This is a genomic window from Paraburkholderia aromaticivorans (genome assembly GCF_002278075.1).
Taxonomy (GTDB): Bacteria; Pseudomonadota; Gammaproteobacteria; order Burkholderiales; family Burkholderiaceae; genus Paraburkholderia; species Paraburkholderia aromaticivorans.
On the sequence record NZ_CP022990.1, the window covers coordinates 1,735,496 to 1,759,556 of the forward strand.

Below are 24,061 nucleotides of genomic sequence, written 5' to 3' on the forward strand. Positions count from 1 at the left end.
CGCTTCAGGTCGCTTCACCTTTGGCTGCTTTCGCTCGCGTGCTAGCAGGCGCTTTCTTCTTCTCTTTGCTCTGGTTGTAATCAATGGCGGCACGGATGAGATTTTTTAGAGCACGCGCATCGATCTTGTCGTCCTCGAAAAAATCGATCGCTCGTCTCGCGTTGCCTTCGAGGCCTGCGTTGAAAAGCTTGCCGGGATCCGCCAGCTTTGCCCCGTGGGCGAAGGTAAGCTTCACCTTGCCTTTGTGGGCGTTGGCAACCGCGATCATTCCATCCCGATACCACACCGGACTTCCCATCCACTTCCATTCCTTGATGATTTCCGGGTCGGCCTCGAGAATCGCCTTGCGCAGACTGGCGAATGTCTTGCCGCGCCAATCGGTCAGTTCTGCGATCAGCTGATCAATGCGTTCCGATGGATTCGCTGGATCTTTCTGCATCGAATAGTCGTCCCGTTTGGTGCCGCCGCAATCGTTCTCAGCGATGGCAAGGTTAGACGAGCCGGCTCGAGTCATAGATGGAAATCAAGCGCTTTTGTCCCGTAGCGACGCGACATATTGCCTGGCGGCTTCGTTGCCGTGGGCGATCGCCCGTGACGCAAGGGAAAATCCCAGCTGCGTTTCATGGGCCACCGCGCTGCGGTCGTCGTCGAAGACTTTCGCTGCGCGCCGCATGTGCTGCGCAGCCTGCGTGTGAAGATCCGACGCCGCGGCATGATGTTTCGCGGCAGTCAGGCCACTTTCGACGGACCCTGCCGGCAATGGCGCGGCGGTATGTTTGGCGGCGAGGTTGGCCTCTGCGATGGCAAACAACGCATGGCCTTGCGCCAATACCGCCTGGTGGGCCGCGTGATCGTAATCCTTGCCCGCCTCGTAATACTGCGAAGCCTCCCGGTGAAATTTCGCTGCCTGCTCGTGATGCGATGCAGCAGCATCGAGATGTTCCTTTTTACTTTGCTTGGTGTTCACGGCAAATCCTCCGATAACGGTTCGTTTCTGCGGTGACCGGTTGCTCGCGGATAGGCAGCCGGACGGAATCCGTTATGGAAAGGTACTCTCTCTCGCGGTGACGTGGGCTTTCGAGGGAAAAGTCATGCCTTTACTGGCGATAGCGGTTCAGCTCGCGCAGCCAATAGCGTCCGCTCACGCCGACGCCGCGAGAATCGCTTCGACGATTGCTTCCCGGGCGGCCAGGTAAGCTTCGCTACGCGGTCCTTCGTTGATCGCGGTATGGACAAATGCCCGCTTGACAGACTCATCGCCGAATCCGGCCGGGAAGATCGAATCCATATCGGAGAAGAACGTCGAGAACGGGCAGACCTGACATGCGGACGCAAGCGGAGCTTCCCAAACGGCGCCGCCCACGTTCGACGCGGACGGCGTGTTGCCGATGTCGGCAAGGCGGGTCAACGCGAGCGGGTCTTCGGACACGAGATGCAGCCGTTCCTCCCAGATCAGCAACTGCGCCAGCTTCACGAATGCGCCCTTGCGAGGGTGGCCGGCTGACGTATCGGCGGTACGTGGGCGCGTCGCCAGCCAGTTCGTCAACTGGGCGGCCGGCATCGGCTCGGCGATAGCGTAACCCTGCACGGCATCCGCGCCCAGAATTCCGATCGCGTCGAGCAGATCGACGTGTTCGATACCCTCGACCACCACCGACTTGCCAAGCGAGTGGCCAAGTCTCGTCAACTGATAGATGAAACGCAATACGCTGTTGGCGTCCTGGTCGGCGAGGTTCGTGATATTGCGATCTATCTTGATCCAGTCGAACGGCAATTGCCGCAAGCGGTTCAGGCTGCTGTGACCCGAGCCCAGATCGTCCTCCGCGAGAATCACGCCCAGTGCCTTGAAGCGGTTCAATGCCTGCAGAACGTCGCTGTTCGCGGGCAGGTCGTCGGTTTCCAGCACCTCCAGGGTGAGCACATGCGGGGCGCAGCCGTGCTGCGCGAGCGCCTGCTGCGTCGCCGTGAAATAGCGGAGATCGCTGAGCGCGGCGGGAGGAAGATTGATCGCCACGGCAAGATCGAGGTCGTCCCGCAACCACGCATTTCTTTGCGCGAGCGCCTGGTTCAGGCCGCTTACATACAGGTGAAAAAAATCGTTCGACGACATGACCGGAAAGAAAACGGCCGGACTCAGCACACGGTCCCCGTCCCGCAGCCGGGCGAGCACTTCGATCTTCGTCACCTCCCCCGTCCGGATGTCGAGCAAGGGCTGGTAATACATCACCAACGCTTCAGAGTGAAGCAACTCCGTCCAGCGCTGCCGTTGTGTGTAAGGTACCGTGCGTGTGTGCCCTTCGGAGTTTTCGATCCGGTCGATCGCGAGACCCAGCAAGCTCTGCAGCATGGCAATGAACGCACTCTGATCTTCCGACGAATAGCCTCCCGGATAGGCGCTATACAGCGAAAGAATGGCCTTCGCCGGTTTGCCCGGCTGCCGCAGCGGAATCGCGATACTGGAGCGAAAGCCCGCCATGGCGGCCCGCTCCCGCCAGGGTTCCATGCTCGGGTCCGTTGCAATATCGACCACCCGGTGCACCTCGCCGCTGCGCCATGCGCGCCCTGCCGGCCCCTGCCCTTGCGGCTGCATCGCGTCGGTCGTGATCTGCTGTTCGCTGCCCGCCTCGACATGCGCAACATACGCGCGGATAGCGCCACCCGACGCGGACTCGAACCGAAACACGCCTTGTGAGTCAGGTCGGCCGACGGAACATCCCGCGACTTCTTCGTGTCGGCCAAGAAGATTCACCGTGAGGCCGATCAGATCGGTGTAAGTCTCGGCCTCCCACGCAACGTTCGTGAGCGCCATGAGAACCTGCTGCCGCGACGCCTGGATCTGTTGATAGGCTTCGGTCTGAAACGCGAGATCGCGCGTCAACCGGCGCGCCAGTAGCGACAGTGCTTCGTTATGCTGCACTGGATCGACCGAACGACGAATCTCGGTCGCAAGAATGATCCTGCTGCGCACGAGTTCTTCCCGGTCGAGACCGATAATCGCGTGCACGCGGCCCACCCGCAAAGCCATCTCTCGATGCGCGTGTGCGCTCAGATCGGGGGACGCCATCGTCAGCAGCGTGTCCCGCTGCTTCGCCTTGAGGTGCTCCAACTCGTCGGGCGAGAGCGCCTCGAGAATGGCTTTCGATTTCGGGAGTACGGCCAGTTTCAGGTAGAACGCATCGACTATCTCCGCCGCGTGACCAGTCATCACGCTCAATAGAGACGCGAAAACGGACTGGCGCTTTTGATCGTAAAGATCGACGTCGTCATCCATCCAATGATTGCTTGCGCCGCTGCTTTGCGCGGGATTCGCCATAGCCTTGCAGTCTCTTCTGTCGGTAGCGCGATGCAGGAGCGGCAGCGGGCACTGGCGCCGATAAGGCGGTTTTCATCGTGGCGCCCGCATTCCCAGCATCGCATGAATGGATGCACGCGAAACCCTATCATAGGGCATCGGCGCTTTCCCTCATGACAAGGGCTTATTCGGAGCGCCCAGCGCGTCGCGCTTGATCGTGGTCAAGCTCAGCGGCGCCGCTTCGTCTACCGTGGTCAAAGTCGGCGGCTTATGGGGACGCCGCCGCGCGGCAACGTCCGTTTTCAATGTCTGGTCACCCGGAAGGAATCGCGATGACAGCGGCGCTGATCTCAACATTCAATGTAACGACCCGACCGTTCGCGAAAACGGTTTGCTTTATTGCTGCTGTCTTCGCGCTCCTGCCGGCAGGCGGCTGCGGAACCTATATCGCGCCGGCGAACGACGCAGAGCTCAAGGCGTCGTTGACCGACGTGCTGGATCTCTATTCCCAGCGGCTCCGGCTGGTCACCCAGCTAACGGCGATTGCAAAAGACAACCTGAAGCACGGTACGTCCGTACTCGCCGCGGTTGCGAGCGCCCGCGCCCAGATCGCTGCCGTGAATGCCACGCCCGCGCTTGCAAACGACCCCATTGCATTCGAACGTTTCGACGTTGCGCAAAGGCAGTTGACCGAAGCCGTGTCCGCGCTGACGGTCGAAGCCGAATCCGAACCCCGCCTGAATACAGACGCCACCTTCCGTGCGCTTCAGGGCAACCTTGCCGTTTGGGCGACGCGTATCGGCTCCGCTCGCACGCGCTACGACGAAGCCGCGCAAATCTACAATGCAACGCTGCACACCTTTCCACACAACATCGCGGCAAAGCTGTACGCCGAGCGGGAAAAACCGCTTTTCACCGTATCGGACCGTCGGCCTTCGGGAACGCTGCCGCACATCGACTTCCGGGAGCTGCGCGGGGCTTTACGGGTCTAACCGGCGGAGGGCGGCTGTACGTGGACGCAGGCGCCGTGTTAGAAGCGGTGGCGCAGACCGACCGCCGCGACGAACTGATTCGCGCCCGACGCGCGCGAAAAATTCGATATCTGGGCGCCCTGAATCCCCGTCCCCTCCAACTGGTTCGCACGCTGATATAACGCTTCGGCATACACGTCCGTGCGCGCCGAAATAAAGTACGTGTTCAACAGCCCGAGTTGATGCCATTTCGGATAGCGCACTCCGGTCGGCGTGTCGAATCGGCCGTAGGTAAAGACATAGTTTGCCGAGACATGCCACTTGGGCGTCATGAAGTAGCGCACGTTGACTTCGGCGTTCTCGAACCGGACCTTGTCGTGCGGCAGCGAAATCGCCGTATCGGCGACGTTGTTGATCGAGGTCGCGTTATCGAGCCGGGTCTCGCTTAGCACCAGTCCCACGAGTGCGTCGTTGTACCGGTAGTTTCCTCCCACCGCGTATGTCCGTTGTCGGTCGGCGTTGAACGGCGCACCCGCCGGTTCCGAACCACCCGTATTGGCCGTGGCGAGATTCGAAGCGTGATTGAACTGGAAATATCCCGCGCCGATGCGCATCCCGCCATAGTGGTAGCTCGCGCCCAAACTATATTCGCGGCTGTCGTCGAACGCCCCGGCCTTGTTCGAGAAGCCATACGTGCCGCCGAACGTCACACCGTGAAAGTCCGGGCTCGAGTATTTGACCGAGTTGTTCGTGCGCGTGTAGTTATCCAGATTATCGTTGTCGTACGGATGCGCGAAGGCCGTTCCGCCGTAAGCGGTGCCGCCGAGCGCGAAGGGCTCGACGTATTGCACCACCGCGTCGAACTGACGGCCCAACGTGAGCGTTCCCGAACGCTTCGAGGCCAGTCCCACGAACGACTGGAAGCCGAATAGCCGGCCCTGCTGCGCGGCTGTGCCCGTCATGACCGAAAAGCCATTGGTCAGCGTGAAGAGCGCATTCAGGTCGCTGGTAATGGGTTCTTCGCCCGTCAGCGCCCAGCGGCTGATGTTCACGTCGCCATTCTTGGCCTGCCAGGCCGACTGATGTCCCGACTTGTTGCCGGCATCGCTAACATACGCAATGCCCGCGTCCATCGATCCTGTCAGTCGCAATGAAGCTTGCGCATGAACCAATGGCGACGTCATGGCCAGAACCATGGCAACTCGCAGCCGTGCTTGACGGCCCGTATCACGGTGGTGTTCGCGCTTGTCCCCGAAGTGCGCGGAATGCGCCGCGGCTCGGCTTCTGGCCGATTGCCTGTAATTGTTCATTGAATGACGTGTACGGTTGATATCGATGCCGGTCAGTGGTCTCCATGACCTGATTTCAATGGCATTCGACTGTTGAGCGAGTGATTCGCCCGTGTTTTTATCATCGCACTGTCGCCCGCATACAGACGCAAATGTGTAAGGCACTCTTCCACTAGACGGCGCTAATGGGAGTACGCACTGCGTCCGATATGGCCAGTGAAAATCACGCAGGCGGATCAGGCCGCGCAGGGGAACACCGTCACATCGATGTTCCGCTTACAGCGGCGCATCCGCGCGTTCAGTCGCGCGGAAACGGCGCGTCGCGATCCAGCAGCGCGGTCCGAACGAAATGCAGGCAACCGATTATCCTCAGCATGCGGTAGCGCTCCGCCGTATGAGGCGTCAACTCTTCCAGCCGCGTTTGCGCCATGCTGATCGCCACGTTGACCGCCGCGAGCGCGCTTCTCAGATGCCTCACGTTGGGCTGGTCGAACAGCACCGGCAGCGCGCGCACCGCCAGATCGATCGAAGCAAGCCAGCGAGGCTTCGGCATCCGGCCGCGCACGCCGCTCTCCTGCTGCAATTCGCCACGCAGGTCGATGGCCGCGTGACCCACTTCGAGTGTGGCCAGCATCCATTGCAGCGCGTCGCGGTGCCGATGCGATTGCGTGATGAGCAGCGTGCGCAGTTGCGACATCAGGTCGTGGGTGCTCGACTGAAAGCGCCCGTCGAGCCCGGCGAGCGGCGCGGTGCATGCCATGGCGACTTGCCCTCTCAAGTGACGCTTGATCTTCTCGACGAGCCAGGGCATTTGAGGCGGAAAGATAACGGCGAAGGCCAATGCGCACAGCAGCATCGACGTGAGAATCGCGAGCCCGTTGTTCATCAGGACGTCGGGCGCGTAGTCGATCACATTGTCGGGTCCGGCGAGCAGGCAGAAGAACACCGCGAAGCCGACCCCGTAGGCTGCCGTGGACCGCCGCGCCATCAGAAACGCGCCGAGGCCGAGCGGCAGCAGAAGCGCTGCGCACAGCAGCGGAAAGCCGTCGATATTCGGATAGACGTGGGACAGGAACACGCAGCCGAACAGCAGCGAGAGCGCGGCGCCAGCAGCAATCTGCAAGGTGAATTTCGGCGGCACGGGCGATGTCGAGCTCAGCGCGCAGGTGATCGCCGCGCCCGTCACCAGAAAGCTGCCGCCCGGCCAGCCGGACGCGATCCAGAACCAGCTGGCGGCGCCGACGGCCACGACCGTGCGAACGAACGCCAGTCCAACCACGTATGGGCTGGTTTGCGGTTCGTACCGTACGCGCGAGCGGTCGAGCACATGCTTGCGCGAGTTGGCCAGCGAGAGATAAATGTCGCAGTAAGACAGGAATTCGCCGACGAACCGGTGAACCAGTTCCATCGCAGTGACGTAATCCAGCATCGAGCGTGGCGCGACTCGTTCTATTTCCCGTTGCGTTTCGCGCGCGCGCCGCGCCAGACCGGTCTGGAACCCCTTGATGCGCTCCAGTAGCTCCGGCATGTCGGCCTCACCCTTTTGCAGCCTTCTGCCGACATCCACGAGCAACACGGACAGTTCATCCAGAAACGGGGAAATGGCGGCGATCGTTTCGGCGGCGCCACTGCCGCGTAATCGCTTGAGCAGTTGGTGCAGCGCATGCAGGCGGGCGCATGCATTCATGAAGTCGCTATTCAGGCGTGAGAGCCGCGCCGCCCGGGCGCGCATATCGGGGTCTTCGTACGACGCGAAGGTGCGCGTCGCTTCGAATCCGACGATCTCGTCGACGAGCGCGGCAAACTGCTTCTCGAACCTATCCGCCGGCAATGCCGTCGACAGGACGCCGGCCGCGAAATCCGTGAACTCGATGGTCCGCCGTTTCAACGTGCGGAATAAAGTGGTCGTCGCCTTGATCGGGAAAACCAGCGCGCTCACCGCGCTCGAACACAGAATGCCGATCGACACCTCGGCGGCACGGGTCAATGCCGCCAGAAAGATCGTGTTGGGTTGCATCAGCGCCGGAACGCCGATCAGCGCCGCCGTATAGCCGGCTAACACGAAACCGTACCAGCGAAAGTGGCGGTTTCGAACCGCCGCCGCTGTGCATAGCCCAATCCAGCAGGTCAGACCGAATAGATACAACTCCGGGTCCTGCACGCAGAGACCGGCAAGCAGAATCGCGAACACGGTGCCGACGGCCGTGCCGACAACCCGGTAAAAGCTCTTCGCGAGCACCATGCCGCTGACCGGCTGCATCAGAACGAAGACCGTCGTCATCGCGGTGCGCGGCTGCTGGAGGTCGAGCAACATTCCGATGCCCAGCGCAAGCAGGGCCGCGGCCACCGTCTTGAACAGATGCAGCCAGATCAGACCGTCGTTGAGCGCCCAATGCGATGACGCCTTTCTCGCCAGCCTCAGCCAGCGCGACACCTCGCTTCTTTGGCTCAATGAGGGACTACGGGAATATCGGAGATCCATGGAAAACGCGGCGGTGGTCGCCCTTTGCGGAATTGAGCCGCGTCATGGCGTCGTCCGTCGTCAAGGGAAGAACCTCGATTCTAGGACCGCCCGATAGGTCTATTAAGCGGGCTCTTAGGGAACGTCCCTTGTCGCCAGGGTAACAATGCGCCCGCGCGGCCCACGCCATCGGCCTGCTTTCGGTCGGAAGAAACCGGCAGGCGCGATCTATCCTCAACCACCAAGGGACCATTCCACGCAAGGCGGATAATTTACTACGTCATCCTTTATAAAATGGAAAGCGTCAATCAAACACAAGAGAGGTCAATGATGTTCAGGTCGCTGTTTCCGGTGGTTGCAATCACCGCCATGCTTGCCGCGCCGGCCGTATCGTTTGCGCAGCAATCCGATCAGCCGGTGACGCGCGCTCAGGTGCGCGCCGAGCTTGTCGAACTCGAAAAGGCCGGCTACAACCCGGCGCATGGCGAAGATCCCTCGTATCCCGCCGACATTCAGGCTGCGGAAGCCAAAGTCGCCGCACAAAAGGCGTCGGTGAACTCGTATGGCGGCTCGACGGGCGGCACCTCGGCGACAGGCACGAGCCGCGCCGTGGTTCCGGCGGCCAGCCTGGAGAGACAGTCCCTTTACAGCAAGCACTAAAGACGGGTGGTGAAAATTGCAAAGCGCAGCGCCGCAAGGCTCACTGCGCCGTCCGCGTTGCAGCTTTCTGACCGCGGCGACGCGCGACGAGAACGGCTCATTGGCGCCGACACAAGCAAATAAGCCGGGTGCAATGCGGCTCACGCGCCCACCTCCTGGCTCAATGATCGAGATAGCCTCTCAAGTTATTGATACCGTCGGCGTGACGCAGCTTCTGCAATGCCTTGTTCTGGATCTGGCGAACCCGCTCACGGGTCACGTCGAACTGATCGCCGAGTTCTTCCAGTGTATGTTCGGAGACCGCATCGACGCCGAAGCGCAGTTTTAGCACTTTCGCTTCGCGCGGCGTCAGGACACCGAGCGCCGCGTCGATGGCCACCCGCAGATCGGCTTGCAGCAGTGCGTCGAGCGGCGCAAGCGCGGAAGGGTCTTCGACCATTTCGCCGAGCGTGGTGTCCGCGTCCTCGCCGATCGGCACATCGAGCGAGACGGGCTGCCTCGTGACCTTCTGCACGTTGCGCACCTTGTCCTCGCTCATGCCCAGGCGCGCCGCCAGTTCGCTGGAGCGGGCTTGCCGCCCGGTTTCCTGACGCATCTCACCCGCCACCCTTTTGACGCGGTGCATGGCGTCCGCCATATGCACGGGCACGCGTATCGTGCGGCCGTAGTCCGCGATTGCTCGCGAGACCGACTGCCGAATCCACCAGGTGGCATAGGTCGAGAACTTGAAGCCACGCCGGTATTCGAAACGGTCCACGGCCTTCATCAAGCCGATGTTGCCTTCCTGAACCAGATCGAGCAACGGCATGCCGCTCTGCACGTACTTCTTGGCAACCGACACAACGAGCCGAAGGTTCGCTTCGATCATCGCGCGGCGTGCCTCCTGCAGCTCGCGATCCGCCACATTCATTCTTCTGCTGATCCGTTTCAGCTCCTGCAACGATAAACGCTCGCGTGCCTCGATTTGCGCGAGTTTTTCCTGCTCACCATGAATCGACGGAGCGCAACGCATCAACGCCGCACTGCAAGCCGGCACCGCGGCGGCCGCGCGTGCCACCCAGTCGGGATCGGTTTCGCTTCCAACGAACGTTTCAACGAACACGTCACGCGGCATACCACTTTGATTGACGGCGATTCGCAAGACGTTTCTCTCGATTCCGCGAATCTCCTCGACCGCCTGCCGCACTTCGCCCGCGAGTTCGCCGATTGTCCGCGCACTGAAGCGGATCTGCCCGATTGTCGAAGCGATCAGCCCGAGCATGGCCTGCGCGGCATCGCGCTGACCGACACCTCCCGCCGCCGCTGCCCGCCACAAGGCAAGCCGTTCACGGACCTGCGAAAAGATCTCAGTGCAGCTCGCCGTCAAGCGAATGACACGGGCTTCATCGGACTCGGCTGTACTGCCTGGCTCGCCAGCGAGAATTTCACCTTCTGCTTCCTCGGCCGCCTTAACCTGCCCTGTCGCAAGCACCTCGCTCGGGCGCGGCTCGAAGATTCCGTCGACCAGATCGTCTATATCGAGTTCGCCCGATGCGACGCGATCCGCGCGCGCGAGTATCGCTTCGACCGTCGCGGGACGCGAGGCGATGACCTCCAGCATCTCCCGCAGGCAGGCTTCGATACGACGCGCGACGTCAATTTCGCCTTCGCGCGTCAAGAGAGGGGTCGCGCCCATTTCACGCAGATAGGCACGCATGGGGTCCGCCGCCGGTCCGGGTTCGGACATGGCGATGGTCAGCGCGGTGGCTGTTTCGTCTTCCGCGACGTCGTCGGGTGCTGTTTGCTGGGCGGCATCGCCGAGCAGAAGCGCGTCGCTGGCGGGAGCGCGATCGCGAACGGCAATGCCCACGTCGTTGAACGCCTTGACGATGCCTTCAACGGCATCTGCCGCTGCGACGCAATCCGGCAGGTGGTCGACTATCTCCGTGTGGGTGAGGAATCCGCGCTCCTTGCCGAGCTTCATCAACGCGCGTAGCTGCATTTCCCTTGAGTCTTGTTCCATCGACACGTGCACCGCTTTCTCCATCCTGGCTGCATGCCTCTACAAGCAAGGTCGACGCGCGTAGCCGCATGCGTTGGGTGGCGCCGACGCACCGGCACGGCGCCGATAGCGCGCAAACGCCGAGTGTTTCAGTAAAAAATTCTAGAAGTGTTGTACAGGTAGATCAATCGGACATCGAAAGAACATGCGTTCCAGATTGAACAACAATGATGCGGTCTACCGCTCGCGTGACAGTATCCCGACCACCTTCGCCGGCGCCGATCAGGCGGCGGCGAAGGCGGACAGGACATCCTCCGGCGTCAAACTGGCCGGTTAGAACATGTGCAGCAACGCGACGCGGTAAACCATCTGGTTGCGTCCCGAAGAAACGTCGGCCGAGCCAGGAATGTTGGCAAAGTCGAAATCGGTGCCCGTATTCGCGCTGATTGCGTGCTGATAGGCACCTTCGGCAAACACGGAAGTACGCGACGACAGATCGTAGTTGAGCTTCAGGCTAAGCTGATGCCACTTGGGATCGAATTGACCCACCGTCGAGGAAAGACGCGCCTGGGTATAGGTGTAGCACGCGCCGAGATACAGCGCGGGGGTGAAGTGATACAAGCCGCTCACTTCGAAGTTGTCGAACTTCCAGGCGTTCCATGTGCCGCCGGCTGGTTGCGTGGTGCCCGTGAAGTACGCATTTGCCGTCGGATCGTAAACATCGACGTGCGAGTACGCGAGGCCGACCAGCGCCTTGCCGATCGTGTAGTTGACGCCGATGCCGATGTTCTGCTGTGAGCGGGCGTTGAATGTATTGTCGCTGGTCACCGCGCCAGCCGAGTTGGCGGGCGCAACCACGGCGGAACTCGCGTTGTTCAGCTTGAGATACGATGCGCCGATTTGCAGTCCGCCGTTCTGGTACTGCGCACCGAAGCCATACAGCCTGTTATTCGAAAAGCCGCCCGCCTGATTGCTGAATGCGTACATGCCTTCGGCCGTGAAACCATGAATGCTCGGCGTGACGTATTTGATCGAGTTGTTGACGCGGAACGAATAGTCGGTGTTGTCGTTGTCGTAGGGATGCGCGAAGAGATAGCCGGTCCAGTTGCCATTCGCCGTCATCGGCGAAAACATATCGACGCTCGGGTCGTACTGGCGCCCGAAGGTCAGCGTGCCGTATTGATCGGACGCAATGCCGACGAACGCCTGGCGGCCGAACTCCCTGCCGCCCTGGCCCATTTTGCCGGTGTTCACGTCAAAGCCGCTTTCGAGCTGGAATATGGCGTGATACCCGGCACCGAGGTCTTCGGTGCCCTTCAGGCCCCAGCGGCTTCCGTAGTCATAGCCGCTTTGCATCTGGTACGCATCATGCCCTCGCGCATTGGTCGTGTAATTGAAGCCATCTTCAATCTTCCCGTAAAGCGTCACGCTGCTTTGCGCATGTACGGCTGTCGCAAGCGTGATTGCGGACAGCGCCACGCCGATTTGTTTCATCACCACCGCTAATCCCCTTCCGTTGAATGTTTTGAATACCTTCGTTCTTTGTCGGCCAACAATGTCGTCATGCAGCACGGCATGTAAGACATTCGATTGATCGATGCCAAACGTTAAGTGATCCAAATTTCTTCGCGTATCGGCGAATTCGGAAGAGTCCTTTCCAACCAGCGCAATAACCCGGTCTGAAGCGGTGTTTCATCGGCCTGCAAGCCGCTCGCGTGCTATTGCGAGCGAACGGCCACGGGGTGTCCTTACGCGTTGACTTGCGGCAGGCACTTATTTACGGGGTCCGCCGGACTCCGACGTGCCTTGGTCCGCGTCGCCATAGCCGCTCTGCGCAGCCGCGCCGGCTGCGGCATGACGCGCAGCGACCGTGGCTTCGGCGGCAAGGATATCGTCCGGGTAGTGCGGGTCGCTGCCCGCGCCGGGGTGCCACCCTGCCAGTTCTAGTTCAACCAGTTCCGCTCTGACCTGAGCACGCGTTAGAGGCGTCGCCGATTGTGCGAACGCGAATGCGGGAATAACGGCGCCGAGCGCGATGGAAGCGGCGAGCACGCCACGTTGGAACGTAAGCTTCATGTTGAACGACCTCGTGGGGACGTGATGGTTTGAGCAGCAGCCAGTGTTTCAACTGGCTCGCGCAGTCTAGCCATATCCCCGCGAATCGGTAACCGCCTCGCCCGGAAAGAATTGTTTCCGAAAACGTGCTGATTCAGGCACCACTCGCGCCAGCGGCAACTCGAATCCACGCACCGTTCAACGCTGCGGCGATGCTTTGACTGTCATGCCGAATCTCCCGGCGGGTGATGCGGGAACGGCAATGCGCCGCGAGGCAATGTGCCCGCACCGTGGCGGCGGAAGCTACCGCACCGCCCAGACGAAACCGCACTCTTTGCAAACCACGACGGCCGCTAACCGAGCCTCGATATGCGCCGATCGTGCTTGCTCATTGCTGGAAAAGCAGAGCGACTCACCGATTTCCCCCTCATACGCATACGTCAGATCGGGCGAGTCGCATAGAACACATTCCGCAGGGACATGCGCCTGAACGGATCGCGCGCCGATATCACGTGAAGGAGCGGGCTGAACTGGCGTTTGCGTCATCTATGCTTTTCTACCTTGCTAGTGTGTTGTACGGCCGGCGCGGCATGGCTTGCCGCGTCGAACATCGTCAATGCGTTCCAATGCCCCTCGGGGAAAGGGCACACGTGGCGTGACGAATGAAGTCTAGGCCACGTTCCGCGGCCCCTCGCTCATGTGTCTGTCGTGGCTTTTGCGCCCACGCGCGATTTCCGCCACCTGCCATGAAACCAGCGCAATGCAGCCGAATATCACCTCGCGCGCCCGCTTGACGAGCGCCAGCGACAACGCCGCCTCCCGATCCACACCGACCACCAGCGCGAGAAGCAGGACTGCCGCTTCCTGCACGCCAAGACCTGCCGGCACCATAAACGCCGCATGACGCACGGCTTGCGTCAAGGCTTCGATTGCCAACGCGCCGCTCGCCGGCACCGGATGTCCCAACATGGCCAGAGCCCAGTATGTTTCCAGCGCACCTAAAACGTACCCGGCGAACTGCCAGAGAAATGCGCCTAGCAGCAGACCTGTGCGGGACATCAGTGCGTCGATATCCGCGTCGAGCCGTTTTCCGTCGATATCGCGCAGCAACGGGTGCGCGCGGCCCAGCAGTTTCGCCGCGAAGCCCTCGATCCGGTGAAAGACCCGGCCGCGACGAAGGAGCACGACCGTCAGAACCGGTAGCGGCATTGAGAGCGCCAAGGCGAGTGCGATTGTCTTGATCGCGCTGACCTGATGCGTCGATATCGCGATCAGGACGAGCCCAAGCGCGGAGAACACGTATTGCACGGCCATCGTGACCAGTACCTCGACAACGACCGACGCACTGACCACGCTTGTGTCAGGGATGCGCCAGCGCGCGAGGCCGATGCCGACAATCTCGCCACCGATGCTCGCAACCGGCAGCAGCCGGCTGACCGCCTCGCGCACCGCCGCGACCCACCAGAGAAACGGCAGTGAGGCGCGCTTGCCGAGCAACAGGCACCACGCATATGCGTCGAGTAACAATGGCAGTGCGTGTAACGGCAGCAGCCACAGCAGCCCGAAACCCGCATTAGCAACCACATGCATGACATCGCCGGCACCTTCATGCAACACGAGCGCAATGAGTGTCGCAATGCCGACCGGCAATCCTATCCAACGTAGCCATTTCATGACGGCTAACCGCGCTGCGCGAGGAGATCGACAAAGCCGCCGCGTGTCGCACCCGCAGCACTGATCGCATCCGCCACACGCGGGGACAGCAGCGCGTTGAGCTCATCCGCATGACGGTAGGACTGCATTCCGGGCGTCAATGGCGCATCGCCCCGTGTCGCCGGGTGGCAATAGATTTCGCCGACACCACCGGGCAACCGTTCGAGCGCTGCAAGCCAGGCCGACTCGCTCATGCGCCCGGTGTCCGCGAGACCGAATACATAGTCGTTATGTGCGATGCCGGCGCGGTCGAGCCGCGTGCGCACCAGGTTCATCCATGGCCGCAACCAGAGTGGCGCATCGGGCTCGCTCGGCAAACGCATTGCGCGCATTCCGAAGTCGCGCCCGATCTCGAGGATCAGAGAAAGCACCGTTGGATGCAGGTGAAAATGCTTGTGCGTGTTGACGTGATCGAGTGTCAAACCGGTCTTCGCAAACGCCGCGAACTGCGCGCGGATTTCCAGGGCAAGCTGTGCGCGGACGTGCGGCAGAAAGTAGAACCGGAAGCCGTCGCGCACCATGTTGCTGCCGAACCGGCCCTCGGCATCCACCAGCGCGGGAATCGTCTCGCGTGGCAGCAGAGCCATGCCATCGGCGAGAACCAGATGCAAGCCGACGCACAGCCCTGGAAGCGAGCGGGCCCGCGCAATGGCATCGTCGGCGGCAGGCGCGCCGACCATCAGGCTCGCCGCCGTCAATACACCGTTCCGGTAAGCGAGCTCAACCGCTTCGTTGACGCGAGGGTGCAAGCCGAAATCATCGGCCGTAATAATCAGCATCCGCTGACGCAAGCGATCACGACCGATCATGCCTCGTGCGCGCGCAGGAACCGGAAGAATTCGACGCCTTCACGCAGGCGCCGCTTCATCATGTCCCAACTCGTGAGCATCTCGCGCAGGATTTCCCAGATCTTCGAGGGCCGGAAATAGAAACGCTTGTAGAAATTTTCGAGCTGATGGTAAATCTCGTCGCGCGACAGATGCGGATAGCCGATCGCCGCGAGCTGCACCCCCGACTTGCTGACCAGGTTGATCACCTTGTTCTCTTCGAGCCAGCCGTTTTCGACCGCCTGGTTGTACAGCGTCGTGCCCGGATACGGCGCGGCGAGCGACACCTGAATGGTGTGCGGGTTGATCTCCTTGGCGTACTCGATCGTCTTCTGGATCGTGTCCTGCGTCTCGCCCGGCAGACCGAGAATGAAGGTGCCGTGAATCTTGATGCCGAGTTTGCGGCAATCGTCGCTGAAGCGGCGCGCGATGTCCGTGCGCAAACCCTTCTTGATGTTCAGCAGGATCTGGTCGTCGCCCGACTCGTAGCCGACCAGCAGCAGGCGCAGGCCGTTTTCCTTCATGATCTTCAGCGTCGAGTACGGCACGTTCGCCTTCGCGTTGCACGACCACGTCACGCCCAGCTGCCCAAGACCGCGGGCGATTTCCTCGACGCGCGGCTTGAAGTCGGTGAAGGTGTCGTCGTCGAACATGATCTCCTTGACTTCAGGCATGTTGTCGCGAATCCACTTCACTTCGGCCAGCACGTTCTCCACCGAGCGCGTGCGGTAACGATGGCCGCCCACGGTCTGCGGCCACAGGCAGAAGGTGCATTTGGAGCGGCAGCCGCGGCCCGTGTAGATGGACACGTACGGGTGCTTCAGGTAGCCGATGAAGTAGTTCTCGATCTTCAGGTCGCGCTTGTAGACGGGCGCCACGAACGGCAGTTCGTCCATGTTCTCGAGGATCGGACGCGCCTCGTTGTGCTCGATCGAGCCGTCCGCGGCGCGATAGCTGAGGCCCTTGATCTGCGCCAATGGCTTGCCTTCGGCGACTTCCTGACACGTAATGTCGAACTCTTCGCGGCACACGAAATCGATCGCTTCAGTGGCCGTCAGCGAATTGTGGGGATCGACGGCGACCTTCGCGCCCACCATGCCGATCAATATGGACGGTTTGCGCTTCTTCAGGTCTTCGGCGAACAGCGCGTCGGTGGGAAAGGACGGCGTGCTGGTGTGGATCACTACCAGATCGTATTGCTGCGCAATGCCCAGCGTTTCCTCGACCGACAAACCATCGGCCGGAGCATCGAGTACGCGGCTGTCCGGCACCAGCGCGGCGGGTTGCGCGAGCCACGTCGGATACCAGAATGAGCGGACTTCGCGTTTGGCCTGATAGCGCGAACCCGCGCCGCCATCAAAGCCGTCATACGATGGTGCCTGCAAAAAGAGCGCTTTCATGAGTGGTCCGCCAACTTGCTTTCAATAAGGAAAATTTCACACCGCGGGCGCGAAATGTATGTAATGTCAAAGTCCATCGGATGCATCGGTGAAATCCAGCGCCTTCATAACGGAGGGATTGATCGAGTTGCTGGACGACGCAACTGGCACGCGCGCTCCACGCCATACGACGTGAGAGCCGAACGCTCCAGCAAGCCATTGCAAAGCCAATAACGTATCACGGAGCGGCACGAGCGGCAGATCTCGCCAGAACGACCGCGAATGACGCGTGGCGCGTGCGTGGAGCATTATCCGCGCGGCCGCACCCACGGCCGAATTGACGACCATCGCCGTGGCCGCCCAGGGATGCGCGCCCGCCTCCGCGCCCGAGTGGAAATTCAACGCCAGCCACGCACCGGCTACGAGCCACGGCGTGGCAAACGTGATGACCAGCGACGCGAACCCCGGCTGGTTCACCGATCTGATCGTACGCAGCCAGCGCGTTTCCCTCAACCATAACGAGGCGAACGTGGGCTCGATGACGTCGGTCGCCACCATCACGGGTGAGAGCACCGTGCGAAGTCCAAGGTTGCGGACGTGCTCGGCGAGCCAGTAGTCGTCGGCAAGGCAATCTTTCAGCACATCGAAACCGCCGATACGCTCGAGCGTCGTGCGCCGTAATGCGAGAGTCGCGCCAAAGCCGAACCGTCGAGAGCCAACGGCATGCGCGACCCGCACTGACGGAGCAAACCACTCGTTAATGAAGAGCGCGCCCAGACGCGGCCAGAAACCACCTACGCTCTGAGCGACGTAAAGACACGTCACCACACCCACGCCCGCATCGGCGAGCGGCGCGGAGACAGTACGTAAATAGTCCGGGTTGACTGCGATATCGCTGTCGGCAATCACGATAATGTCGTATTTTGCCCGCTCAGCCATATTGATGAGATTGCTCACCTTCAGGTTGCTGCCGTGCACGCGGGAGTCGATTGCCAGTTCGATATCGTGACCCGGATAGGCAGCCTGCAAACGCCTCACAACTGGAATGGCGGCATCGTCGGGCGATGACACGCCAAACAGAATCTGGAAGTGGGAATGCGTCTGTTCGCAGAACGTGGCGAGATTCTCATATAACCTCGGCTCCGCACCGCATAAGGGCTTCAATACACTGACGCCGTCGACTAATGCGCTGTATCGCTGGAAACGTTGACTGCCCGCGCGACTCGCGCGCAGAAAAGGTGTCGCGACCGCGGCGACGACTATGTAGAGCGTGGCCATGAAACACAGCACCACCAGCGACCACTGGAAAGCAGACAAGACAACGTGCATCATTGGACAGTACCCCGTGCTACTTTCACCGACGACCGCGCCAATCGGTCAGAACGCATCTAATTCAGCCGCCTGTCGGAAAGCAACATCAGTTTTGATCGGATCCCGCGACGGCAGTGGTGACGAATCCCGCCTTTTTGATCTGGCGCAATGCTCTTGCAATTGCCTTGTCGATGGTCTCGCCGTAAACCGGAATACTTCCTGGTTGGGCGCGACGGCATATTAAACGCCGCCCCGATCCCGGTAAACGCAGGAACCGCTAAAAGACCTTTCCAGAAATGAGCTGGTACGACACGTTTCGCATATCACGCAAAGCCAAAACGCCCTGCTAAAAATTCTAACGGCTTTCTCGAAATAAAGCACTTCCCCATCATCCTTTCACTTCGAAAGCGTCCGATTTACTCACCGTTTCGACAACAGTCTCTTCCTGCGATATCGACGAATACAGCCTGATCATCCACCTAGAATGGCGATTAACAGGTGCGGCGCCCCGCCCTGCGTATCGATGATGTGATGGCAATTTCCACGAAAGCGCGCCCCTGTCAAAAAGCGCGGCCGATATTCACCCAGCAAAGCTCTCCTGGAGTCTTTATGAAATCAGCAGTCGTCCAGACGATCACATTATGTGTCGCCTCCCTCATCTCGGTTTCGGCGCTGGCACAGACCGCGGCGTCCGACGAGATAGCGTCGTCCGCCCCCGCGACTGCTTCCCAAGCGGCTCCTCAATTGAGCGCGAAGGCGCGTCGCGTGCAGAATCACGTGGTGCAGAAGAACGTCCGGCATGCTCTAACCGCATCGAAGGGACTTAACTCGTCCGGAATCTCGATTCTCGCGAAAGACGGTGTGGTTACGCTGCTCGGAAGCGCACCGGATGAAAAACAGATCGCGCGCGCCGTCACCGTTGCGCAGAGCGCCGCCGGCGTTCAACGTGTCGACAATCGGCTGAAGGTCTTCCAACCCGGCAACTAAGCGGACGCGGCAGCAGGCAGACCATGGCCTGGCTGTCGCCAGACGGGCAGTGCGCGGCGCGCATTGCCCGGTGTTGCTCTTTGTGCCGAAAGACATTCCGGTGAGCGAGTGCACGCTACCGGACCAAGCGGCGCACTGGAGGCCGTTGAAACAATCGCGCCGAACCGGGGATCCACCTCGAGCCGTATCCGCCAGCGAGGCGCACATTCCGGCACCGCGCCTCGCGCCCAGTCGCATTCGACCCCGACCTATGACAAAATAAGCCACGCATAACATCAAGCAGTTGCGCGCAACTGTACTGCCACCTTGAACTCGCTTTCGGCTACCGTATCAATGTCGCTGGTCAACGGCTTTCTAGCCGGGGCAGACCCTATGGCCATTGAGCGCCTGGCTGAGCGATCGGGAATCCCGCATGCGTTGCTGCACAGACCGGGAGCGCGCGTCACGCAGGAGCAGTTTGCAACGCTCTACCGGCTGCTGGCGGCCGAATATGACGACGAAATGCCTGGCATTTTCAGCCGCCCATTGCGCAACGGCACGCTCAAGTATCTCTGCCTCAGTCTGCTCGACGCGCCTCGGCTGGATGTGGCGATGCATCGGTTCGGCCAGTTCTTCCACCTGATTCTCGATGACTTCACCGTGAAGTCGCAACGCGATGAGTCGCTCTGCCGGATCGAACTCGTAGCGAACGAGGCAAACAGACTTCAGAATGCGCTTGGCCAGGAGCTGCTGTTGAAACTCGTGCATGGCGTCGCGTCCTGGCTGATCGGGCAGAAAATCCCTCTAGTCAAGGTGGAGTTCGATTTCCCTCGGCCGGCACGGGAGACAGACTACCTCTACCTGTTTCCCGGCCCAGTGCATTTCGGTTGCACCCAGACCTGCATGTCGTTCGAGTCCCGGTATCTCGACATGGCCATTCGGCAACACAAGTCCGACCTGAAGAAGTTTCTGGCGCGTGCGCCGGAAGACTGGATCTTCGTGTCGTTCGCCGAACAGATGGTATGTCACCAGGTTCGCCAATACATTGCGGGTTGCCTTCCGGCCATTCCCACTATCGGAATCGTCGCGCAGGATCTGCACTACTCGGTGAGAACGCTGTGCCGCCGCCTTTCGATTGAAGGTACGACCTTCCAGGCGATCAAGGACGAACTGCGACGCGACATTGCGATCCAGCGCCTCACGCGTTCGGCCGACGCGATCGGCGTCATTGCCTACGAGGTCGGCTTCGACGATCCGACCGCATTTCACCGGGCATTCCGCCACTGGACGGGCAGCACGCCTCAGGCATACCGCAAGATGATTTGAGGCAAATGGCTAGGCCGACGGCTTCGCCGCATCGACGAGATGCCGTGCGAATCGCTGCTTGAGAACCAGTTTCTGGAGTTTGCCGGTCGCGGTCAACGGCATCTCGGGAACGAAAACGACGTCATCCGGAATCCACCACTTGGCGACCTTGCCTTCGTAATACGCCAGCAATTGCTGCGCGCTCAATGTGCTGCCAGGACGCCGTACCGCAATCAACAGCGGACGTTCATCCCATTTCGGATGTTCGCACCCAATACAAGCCGCTGATTCGATCTCGGGATGAGACATTGCCACATGTTCGAGTTCGATCGATGAAATCCATTCGCCGCCGGATTTGATGACGTCCTTGCTTCGATCCGTGATCTGCATATAGCCGTCGGCATCGATTGTCGCCACATCACCCGTTGAGAACCAGCCGTCTTCCAGCGCTGTTTGCTCGGCACCGTAGTAGCGATCCAACACCCAGTGGCCGCGCGCCATGAGATCGCCCGCCGATCTTCCGTCCCACGGCAATTCCACTCCACCGGAGCCGACGATCTTCAGATCGATGCCGGGCACGACGCGCCCCTGTTTCGCTTCGATACACTTGCGCTCCTCCGCGGACTTCTCCTGGTAGTCATGCGACGGCGAGCACACGGTGCCAAGCGGCGACAGCTCCGTCATACCCCATGCGTGCACGGCCTTGATGCCAAGCTCGTGCAACGACGAAGCGAGTTGCGGCGGGCACGCCGATCCTCCCACGATTGCGCGCTTGAAGTGCGTGCTGTGCTTGCCCGCACGCCGCATGTAGTCGACGAGGCCTAGCCAGATAGTCGGCACGCCCGCGGAGAAGGTGACGCCTTCCTGCTCGAACAGCGTCCACAGCGACTCGCCGTCGAGCTTCGCTCCGGGGAGCACCAGCTTGGCGCCCACGAGCGGTGCCGAAAACGGCAGACCCCAGGCGTTGACGTGGAACATCGGAACCACGGGCGCAACGGTATCCGTCGCGGACAGACACAGCGTGTCCGGCAACGCCGACCCATAGGCCATCAGGCTGAGCGAGCGGTGCGAATACAGCACGCCTTTAGGGTTGCCGGTTGTCCCGGACGTGTAGCACAGGACAGCGGCGCGCTGTTCATCGAACCGGGGCCAAACGAACTCTTCAGGCTGTCCAGCGATCAATGCCTCATAGCTCACCAGCGGCACAGGGAATGTTGCCGGCAACGCCGACTCGTCGCACAGCATGATCCACTTTTCGACAAGCGGACATTGGTGAGCAATCTGCTCGACAAGCGGCGCGAACGACATGTCGAAACAGATGAACCGGTCTTGCGCGTGGTTGACGATATAGGCAATCTGCTCGGCGAAAAGCCGCGGATTGATGGTATGACAGACGGCGCCAATGCCGGACACGCCGTAGTACATTTCCATATGCCGATACCCGTTCCATGCGAGCGTACCGATCCGGTCGCCTGGCTGGATGCCGTGCGCGGTCAGCGCATTCGCCAGCTGCATTGCGCGGACATGGCAGTCGCGATAGGTGTAGCGGTGGATATCGCCCTCGACGCGCCGCGACACGATCTCGACCTTGCCGGAGTGCCGCGCGGCCTGCTGGAGCAACGACGACAACAATAACGGCGCGTACATCATCTGGCCAAACAGGTCCATGGGCTTGTCTCCGGAAGGGTTTTCACTCGCGGTGCTTTGGAAGGTATTGAACGACCGGCCTGACAAACAACGCCAGCCAGCCGCAAGTACCGCTGAGGGCAGCGTCATGCTGCATCTTCAGTCTATTCTAGATTCACCGGCTTCCCTGGACATTAGCAAGCTTGGCCGATTCATTGACCGAATCTGCCATTTCACGCCCGGTCACGCCCGCGCTCCGGGCCGATAGAAAAACGGCAGCTTTTGTCAATGAAACGGCAGATTTCGCCATCTGGCACGGGTAGCCAAGGCAGTAGGATTAGCCATCCGAGTTGCCGCCCATGCCCGAATTGCAGGTTTCGCGCGGGAGCCTCTCGATTGCAAACCATACCAAGGAGACGGAAATGAGCTATACGGCACCCATCAAGGACATGCTGTTCGTGATGAAAGAACTGGCCGGTCTCGAACACATCGCGACGCTGCCGGGCTTCGAAGACGCGAACCTGGACACCGCGCAGGCCGTGCTCGAAGAGTCGGCGAAACTGTGCGGCGAAGTGCTCGCGCCGCTGAACGTCGAAGGCGACCGCAATCCGAGCAGCTGGAAAGATGGCGTGGTCACCGCGACACCCGGGTTCAAGGAAGCGTTCCGCCAGTTCGGCGAAGGCGGCTGGCAGGGCGTGCAACATCCGCTCGAGTACGAAGGCCAGGGCCTGCCGAAGCTCATCGCGACGCCCTGCGTCGAAATGCTCAACGCGTCGAACCTGTCGTTCGCGCTGTGTCCGTTGCTCACCGACGGCGCGATCGAAGCGCTGCTGACGGCCGGCACCGAAGCGCAGAAACAGACCTATGTGCCGAAGCTCATTTCCGGCGAATGGACCGGCACGATGAACCTCACCGAGCCGCAGGCCGGCTCCGATCTCGCGCTGGTGCGCACGCGCGCCGAGCCGCAGGGCGACGGTTCGTTCAAACTGTTCGGCACGAAGATTTTCATCACCTGGGGCGAGCACGACATGGCGAAGAACATCGCCCATCTCGTGCTGGCGCGCACGCCGAACGCACCGGAAGGCGTGAAGGGCATTTCGCTCTTTATCGTGCCGAAGTTTCTCGTCAATGAAGACGGCTCGCCCGGCGCGCGCAACGACGTGCATTGCGTGTCGATCGAACACAAGCTCGGCATCAAGGCGAGCCCGACCGCGGTGCTGCAATTCGGCGACCACGGCGGCGCGATCGGTCATCTGATCGGCGAAGAGAATCGCGGCCTCGAGTACATGTTCATCATGATGAACGCGGCGCGTTTCGCGGTCGGCATGCAGGGCGTGGGCATCTCGGACCGCGCTTACCAGAAGGCGGTGGCGTACGCGAAAGACCGGGTGCAAAGCCGTCCGGTGGATGGCTCCGCGAAACAACCGGTCGCGATCATCCAGCACCCGGACGTGCGCCGCATGCTCGCGACCATGCGCGGCCTCACCGAAGCGTCGCGCGCGCTCGCTTATGTGGCCGCGGCGCACTGCGACATCGCGCACCGTCACGCGAACGAGGCCACGCGGGCCGAACATCAGGCGATCTACGAATACCTCGTGCCGATCGTGAAGGGCTGGAGCACGGAGCTGTCGATCGATGTCACGAGCCTCGGCGTGCAGGTGCATGGCGGCATGGGTTTCATCGAAGAGACCGGCGCCGCGCAGTATTACCGCGATGCGCGCATTCTGCCGATCTACGAAGGCACGACCGCGATCCAGGCGAACGATCTGATCGGCCGCAAGACCGTGCGCGACGGCGGCAAGGTGGCGAAGTCGCTGCTCGCCGGCGTGGCTGAAACGGTCGAGGCGCTCGGCGCGCAGCAAGGTCCGGCGTTCGAGTCGATGAAGAAGTATCTTGCGCAGGGTCATCGCTCGCTGAGTGCCGCCGTTGATTTCGTCGTTGCCAATACGAAGAGTGATCCGAACGCGGTGTTCGCCGGCAGCGTGCCGTATCTGAAGCTCGCGGGCATCGTGCTCGGCGGCTGGCAGATGGCGCGTGCGTTGCTGGTGGCGGCCGCAAAGCGCGACGAGGATCCTTCGTTCTACGGCGCGAAGATCGCGACCGCGCAGTTCTATGCGGAGCATGTGCTGACGCAGGCGTCGGCGCTGGAGGCGTCGATTGTCAGCGCGAAGGGTGGGGAGAGTGTGCTGGCGTTGTCTGAAGATCAGTTCTGATGGGCGCCGGCA

Annotated in this window: 19 protein-coding genes; 6 read left to right on the plus strand and 13 right to left on the minus strand. The window is 61.1% G+C overall.

The features are described 5' to 3' along the window. Positions 1–4 precede the first annotated feature (4 nt). The 3 genes from CJU94_RS27465 to CJU94_RS27475 form a co-directional block, all read right to left on the minus strand. Complete coding sequence (locus tag CJU94_RS27465; protein WP_095421764.1) at positions 5–439, minus strand: DUF1801 domain-containing protein; 435 nt, start codon at positions 437–439, stop codon at positions 5–7. A gap of 84 nt (positions 440–523) precedes the next feature. Next, a complete protein-coding gene (locus CJU94_RS27470; RefSeq protein ID WP_095421765.1) occupies positions 524–967 on the minus strand; it encodes a hypothetical protein in 444 nt (147 codons plus the stop codon). 174 nt (positions 968–1,141) lie between these two features. Next, the gene (locus CJU94_RS27475) at positions 1,142–3,271 is read right to left on the minus strand and encodes an EAL domain-containing protein (RefSeq protein ID WP_244220993.1); all 2,130 of its coding nucleotides are present in this window, start codon (positions 3,269–3,271) and stop codon (positions 1,142–1,144) included. Between the two features lie 353 nt (positions 3,272–3,624). On the opposite strand from CJU94_RS27475, the gene CJU94_RS27480 reads away from it, so the two are divergent. Further along, positions 3,625–4,284, plus strand: a complete 660-nt coding sequence (locus CJU94_RS27480; protein WP_095421767.1) for a LemA family protein — start codon at positions 3,625–3,627, stop codon at positions 4,282–4,284. A 38-nt stretch (positions 4,285–4,322) separates the two neighbouring features. Here CJU94_RS27480 and CJU94_RS27485 read toward each other — a convergent pair whose 3' ends face one another. Both CJU94_RS27485 and CJU94_RS27490 read right to left on the minus strand, forming a co-directional pair. Further along, positions 4,323–5,447 carry a porin gene (locus tag CJU94_RS27485; RefSeq protein WP_244220994.1) on the minus strand — a complete coding sequence of 375 codons (1,125 nt, stop codon included), beginning with the start codon at positions 5,445–5,447 and terminating at the stop codon, positions 4,323–4,325. Between the two features lie 403 nt (positions 5,448–5,850). Then, the gene (locus CJU94_RS27490; protein ID WP_095421769.1) at positions 5,851–8,034 is read right to left on the minus strand and encodes an FUSC family protein; all 2,184 of its coding nucleotides are present in this window, start codon (positions 8,032–8,034) and stop codon (positions 5,851–5,853) included. Between the two features lie 309 nt (positions 8,035–8,343). Between CJU94_RS27490 and CJU94_RS27495 the strand changes: the two genes are divergently transcribed. Then, on the plus strand, positions 8,344–8,673 hold the full coding sequence (locus tag CJU94_RS27495; protein WP_095422824.1) for a DUF4148 domain-containing protein: 330 nt from the start codon (positions 8,344–8,346) through the stop codon (positions 8,671–8,673). Positions 8,674–8,833: 160 nt separating this feature from the next. On the opposite strand, the gene rpoD is transcribed toward CJU94_RS27495, so the two are convergent. Further along, positions 8,834–10,675: an RNA polymerase sigma factor RpoD gene (gene rpoD / locus CJU94_RS27500; protein ID WP_244220996.1), complete on the minus strand. Its 1,842-nt coding sequence runs from the start codon at positions 10,673–10,675 to the stop codon at positions 8,834–8,836. A 184-nt stretch (positions 10,676–10,859) separates the two neighbouring features. Here rpoD and CJU94_RS42305 point away from each other — a divergent pair, with 184 nt between their 5' ends. Then, on the plus strand, positions 10,860–10,991 hold the full coding sequence (locus tag CJU94_RS42305; protein WP_279636641.1) for a hypothetical protein: 132 nt from the start codon (positions 10,860–10,862) through the stop codon (positions 10,989–10,991). On the opposite strand, the gene CJU94_RS27505 is transcribed toward CJU94_RS42305, so the two are convergent. The 6 genes from CJU94_RS27505 to hpnI all read right to left on the minus strand — a co-directional run bounded on the left by CJU94_RS27505 (position 10,988) and on the right by hpnI (position 17,960). Beyond that, on the minus strand, positions 10,988–12,148 hold the full coding sequence (locus CJU94_RS27505) for a porin (RefSeq protein ID WP_095421771.1): 1,161 nt from the start codon (positions 12,146–12,148) through the stop codon (positions 10,988–10,990). The genes CJU94_RS42305 and CJU94_RS27505 overlap by 4 nt on opposite strands. A gap of 279 nt (positions 12,149–12,427) precedes the next feature. Continuing rightward, the gene (locus tag CJU94_RS27510; RefSeq protein WP_095421772.1) at positions 12,428–12,730 is read right to left on the minus strand and encodes a DUF4148 domain-containing protein; all 303 of its coding nucleotides are present in this window, start codon (positions 12,728–12,730) and stop codon (positions 12,428–12,430) included. Positions 12,731–13,378: 648 nt separating this feature from the next. Beyond that, positions 13,379–14,383, minus strand: coding sequence for a lysylphosphatidylglycerol synthase domain-containing protein (locus CJU94_RS27515; protein ID WP_095421773.1), 1,005 nt, complete (start codon positions 14,381–14,383; stop codon positions 13,379–13,381). A gap of 5 nt (positions 14,384–14,388) precedes the next feature. Continuing rightward, a complete protein-coding gene (hpnK, locus tag CJU94_RS27520) occupies positions 14,389–15,201 on the minus strand; it encodes a hopanoid biosynthesis-associated protein HpnK (RefSeq protein WP_425272201.1) in 813 nt (270 codons plus the stop codon). Positions 15,202–15,227: 26 nt separating this feature from the next. Continuing rightward, entirely contained in the window at positions 15,228–16,649 is a 1,422-nt protein-coding gene (gene hpnJ / locus CJU94_RS27525) for a hopanoid biosynthesis associated radical SAM protein HpnJ (protein WP_095421775.1), read from the minus strand. A gap of 66 nt (positions 16,650–16,715) precedes the next feature. Continuing rightward, on the minus strand, positions 16,716–17,960 hold the full coding sequence (gene hpnI, locus CJU94_RS27530) for a bacteriohopanetetrol glucosamine biosynthesis glycosyltransferase HpnI (protein WP_095421776.1): 1,245 nt from the start codon (positions 17,958–17,960) through the stop codon (positions 16,716–16,718). A gap of 588 nt (positions 17,961–18,548) precedes the next feature. Between hpnI and CJU94_RS27535 the strand changes: the two genes are divergently transcribed. Next, a complete protein-coding gene (locus CJU94_RS27535; RefSeq protein ID WP_095421777.1) occupies positions 18,549–18,926 on the plus strand; it encodes a BON domain-containing protein in 378 nt (125 codons plus the stop codon). A gap of 333 nt (positions 18,927–19,259) precedes the next feature. Further along, entirely contained in the window at positions 19,260–20,231 is a 972-nt protein-coding gene (locus CJU94_RS27540) for an AraC family transcriptional regulator (RefSeq protein ID WP_095421778.1), read from the plus strand. A gap of 9 nt (positions 20,232–20,240) precedes the next feature. Here the strand turns inward: CJU94_RS27540 and CJU94_RS27545 are convergent, their stop codons facing one another. Beyond that, positions 20,241–21,878 (minus strand): 3-(methylthio)propionyl-CoA ligase, encoded by a 1,638-nt coding sequence (locus tag CJU94_RS27545; protein ID WP_095421779.1) that lies wholly within the window; start codon positions 21,876–21,878, stop codon positions 20,241–20,243. 380 nt (positions 21,879–22,258) lie between these two features. Between CJU94_RS27545 and CJU94_RS27550 the strand changes: the two genes are divergently transcribed. Further along, positions 22,259–24,049 (plus strand): acyl-CoA dehydrogenase, encoded by a 1,791-nt coding sequence (locus tag CJU94_RS27550; RefSeq protein WP_095418557.1) that lies wholly within the window; start codon positions 22,259–22,261, stop codon positions 24,047–24,049. The last annotated feature ends 12 nt before the right edge of the window (positions 24,050–24,061 follow it).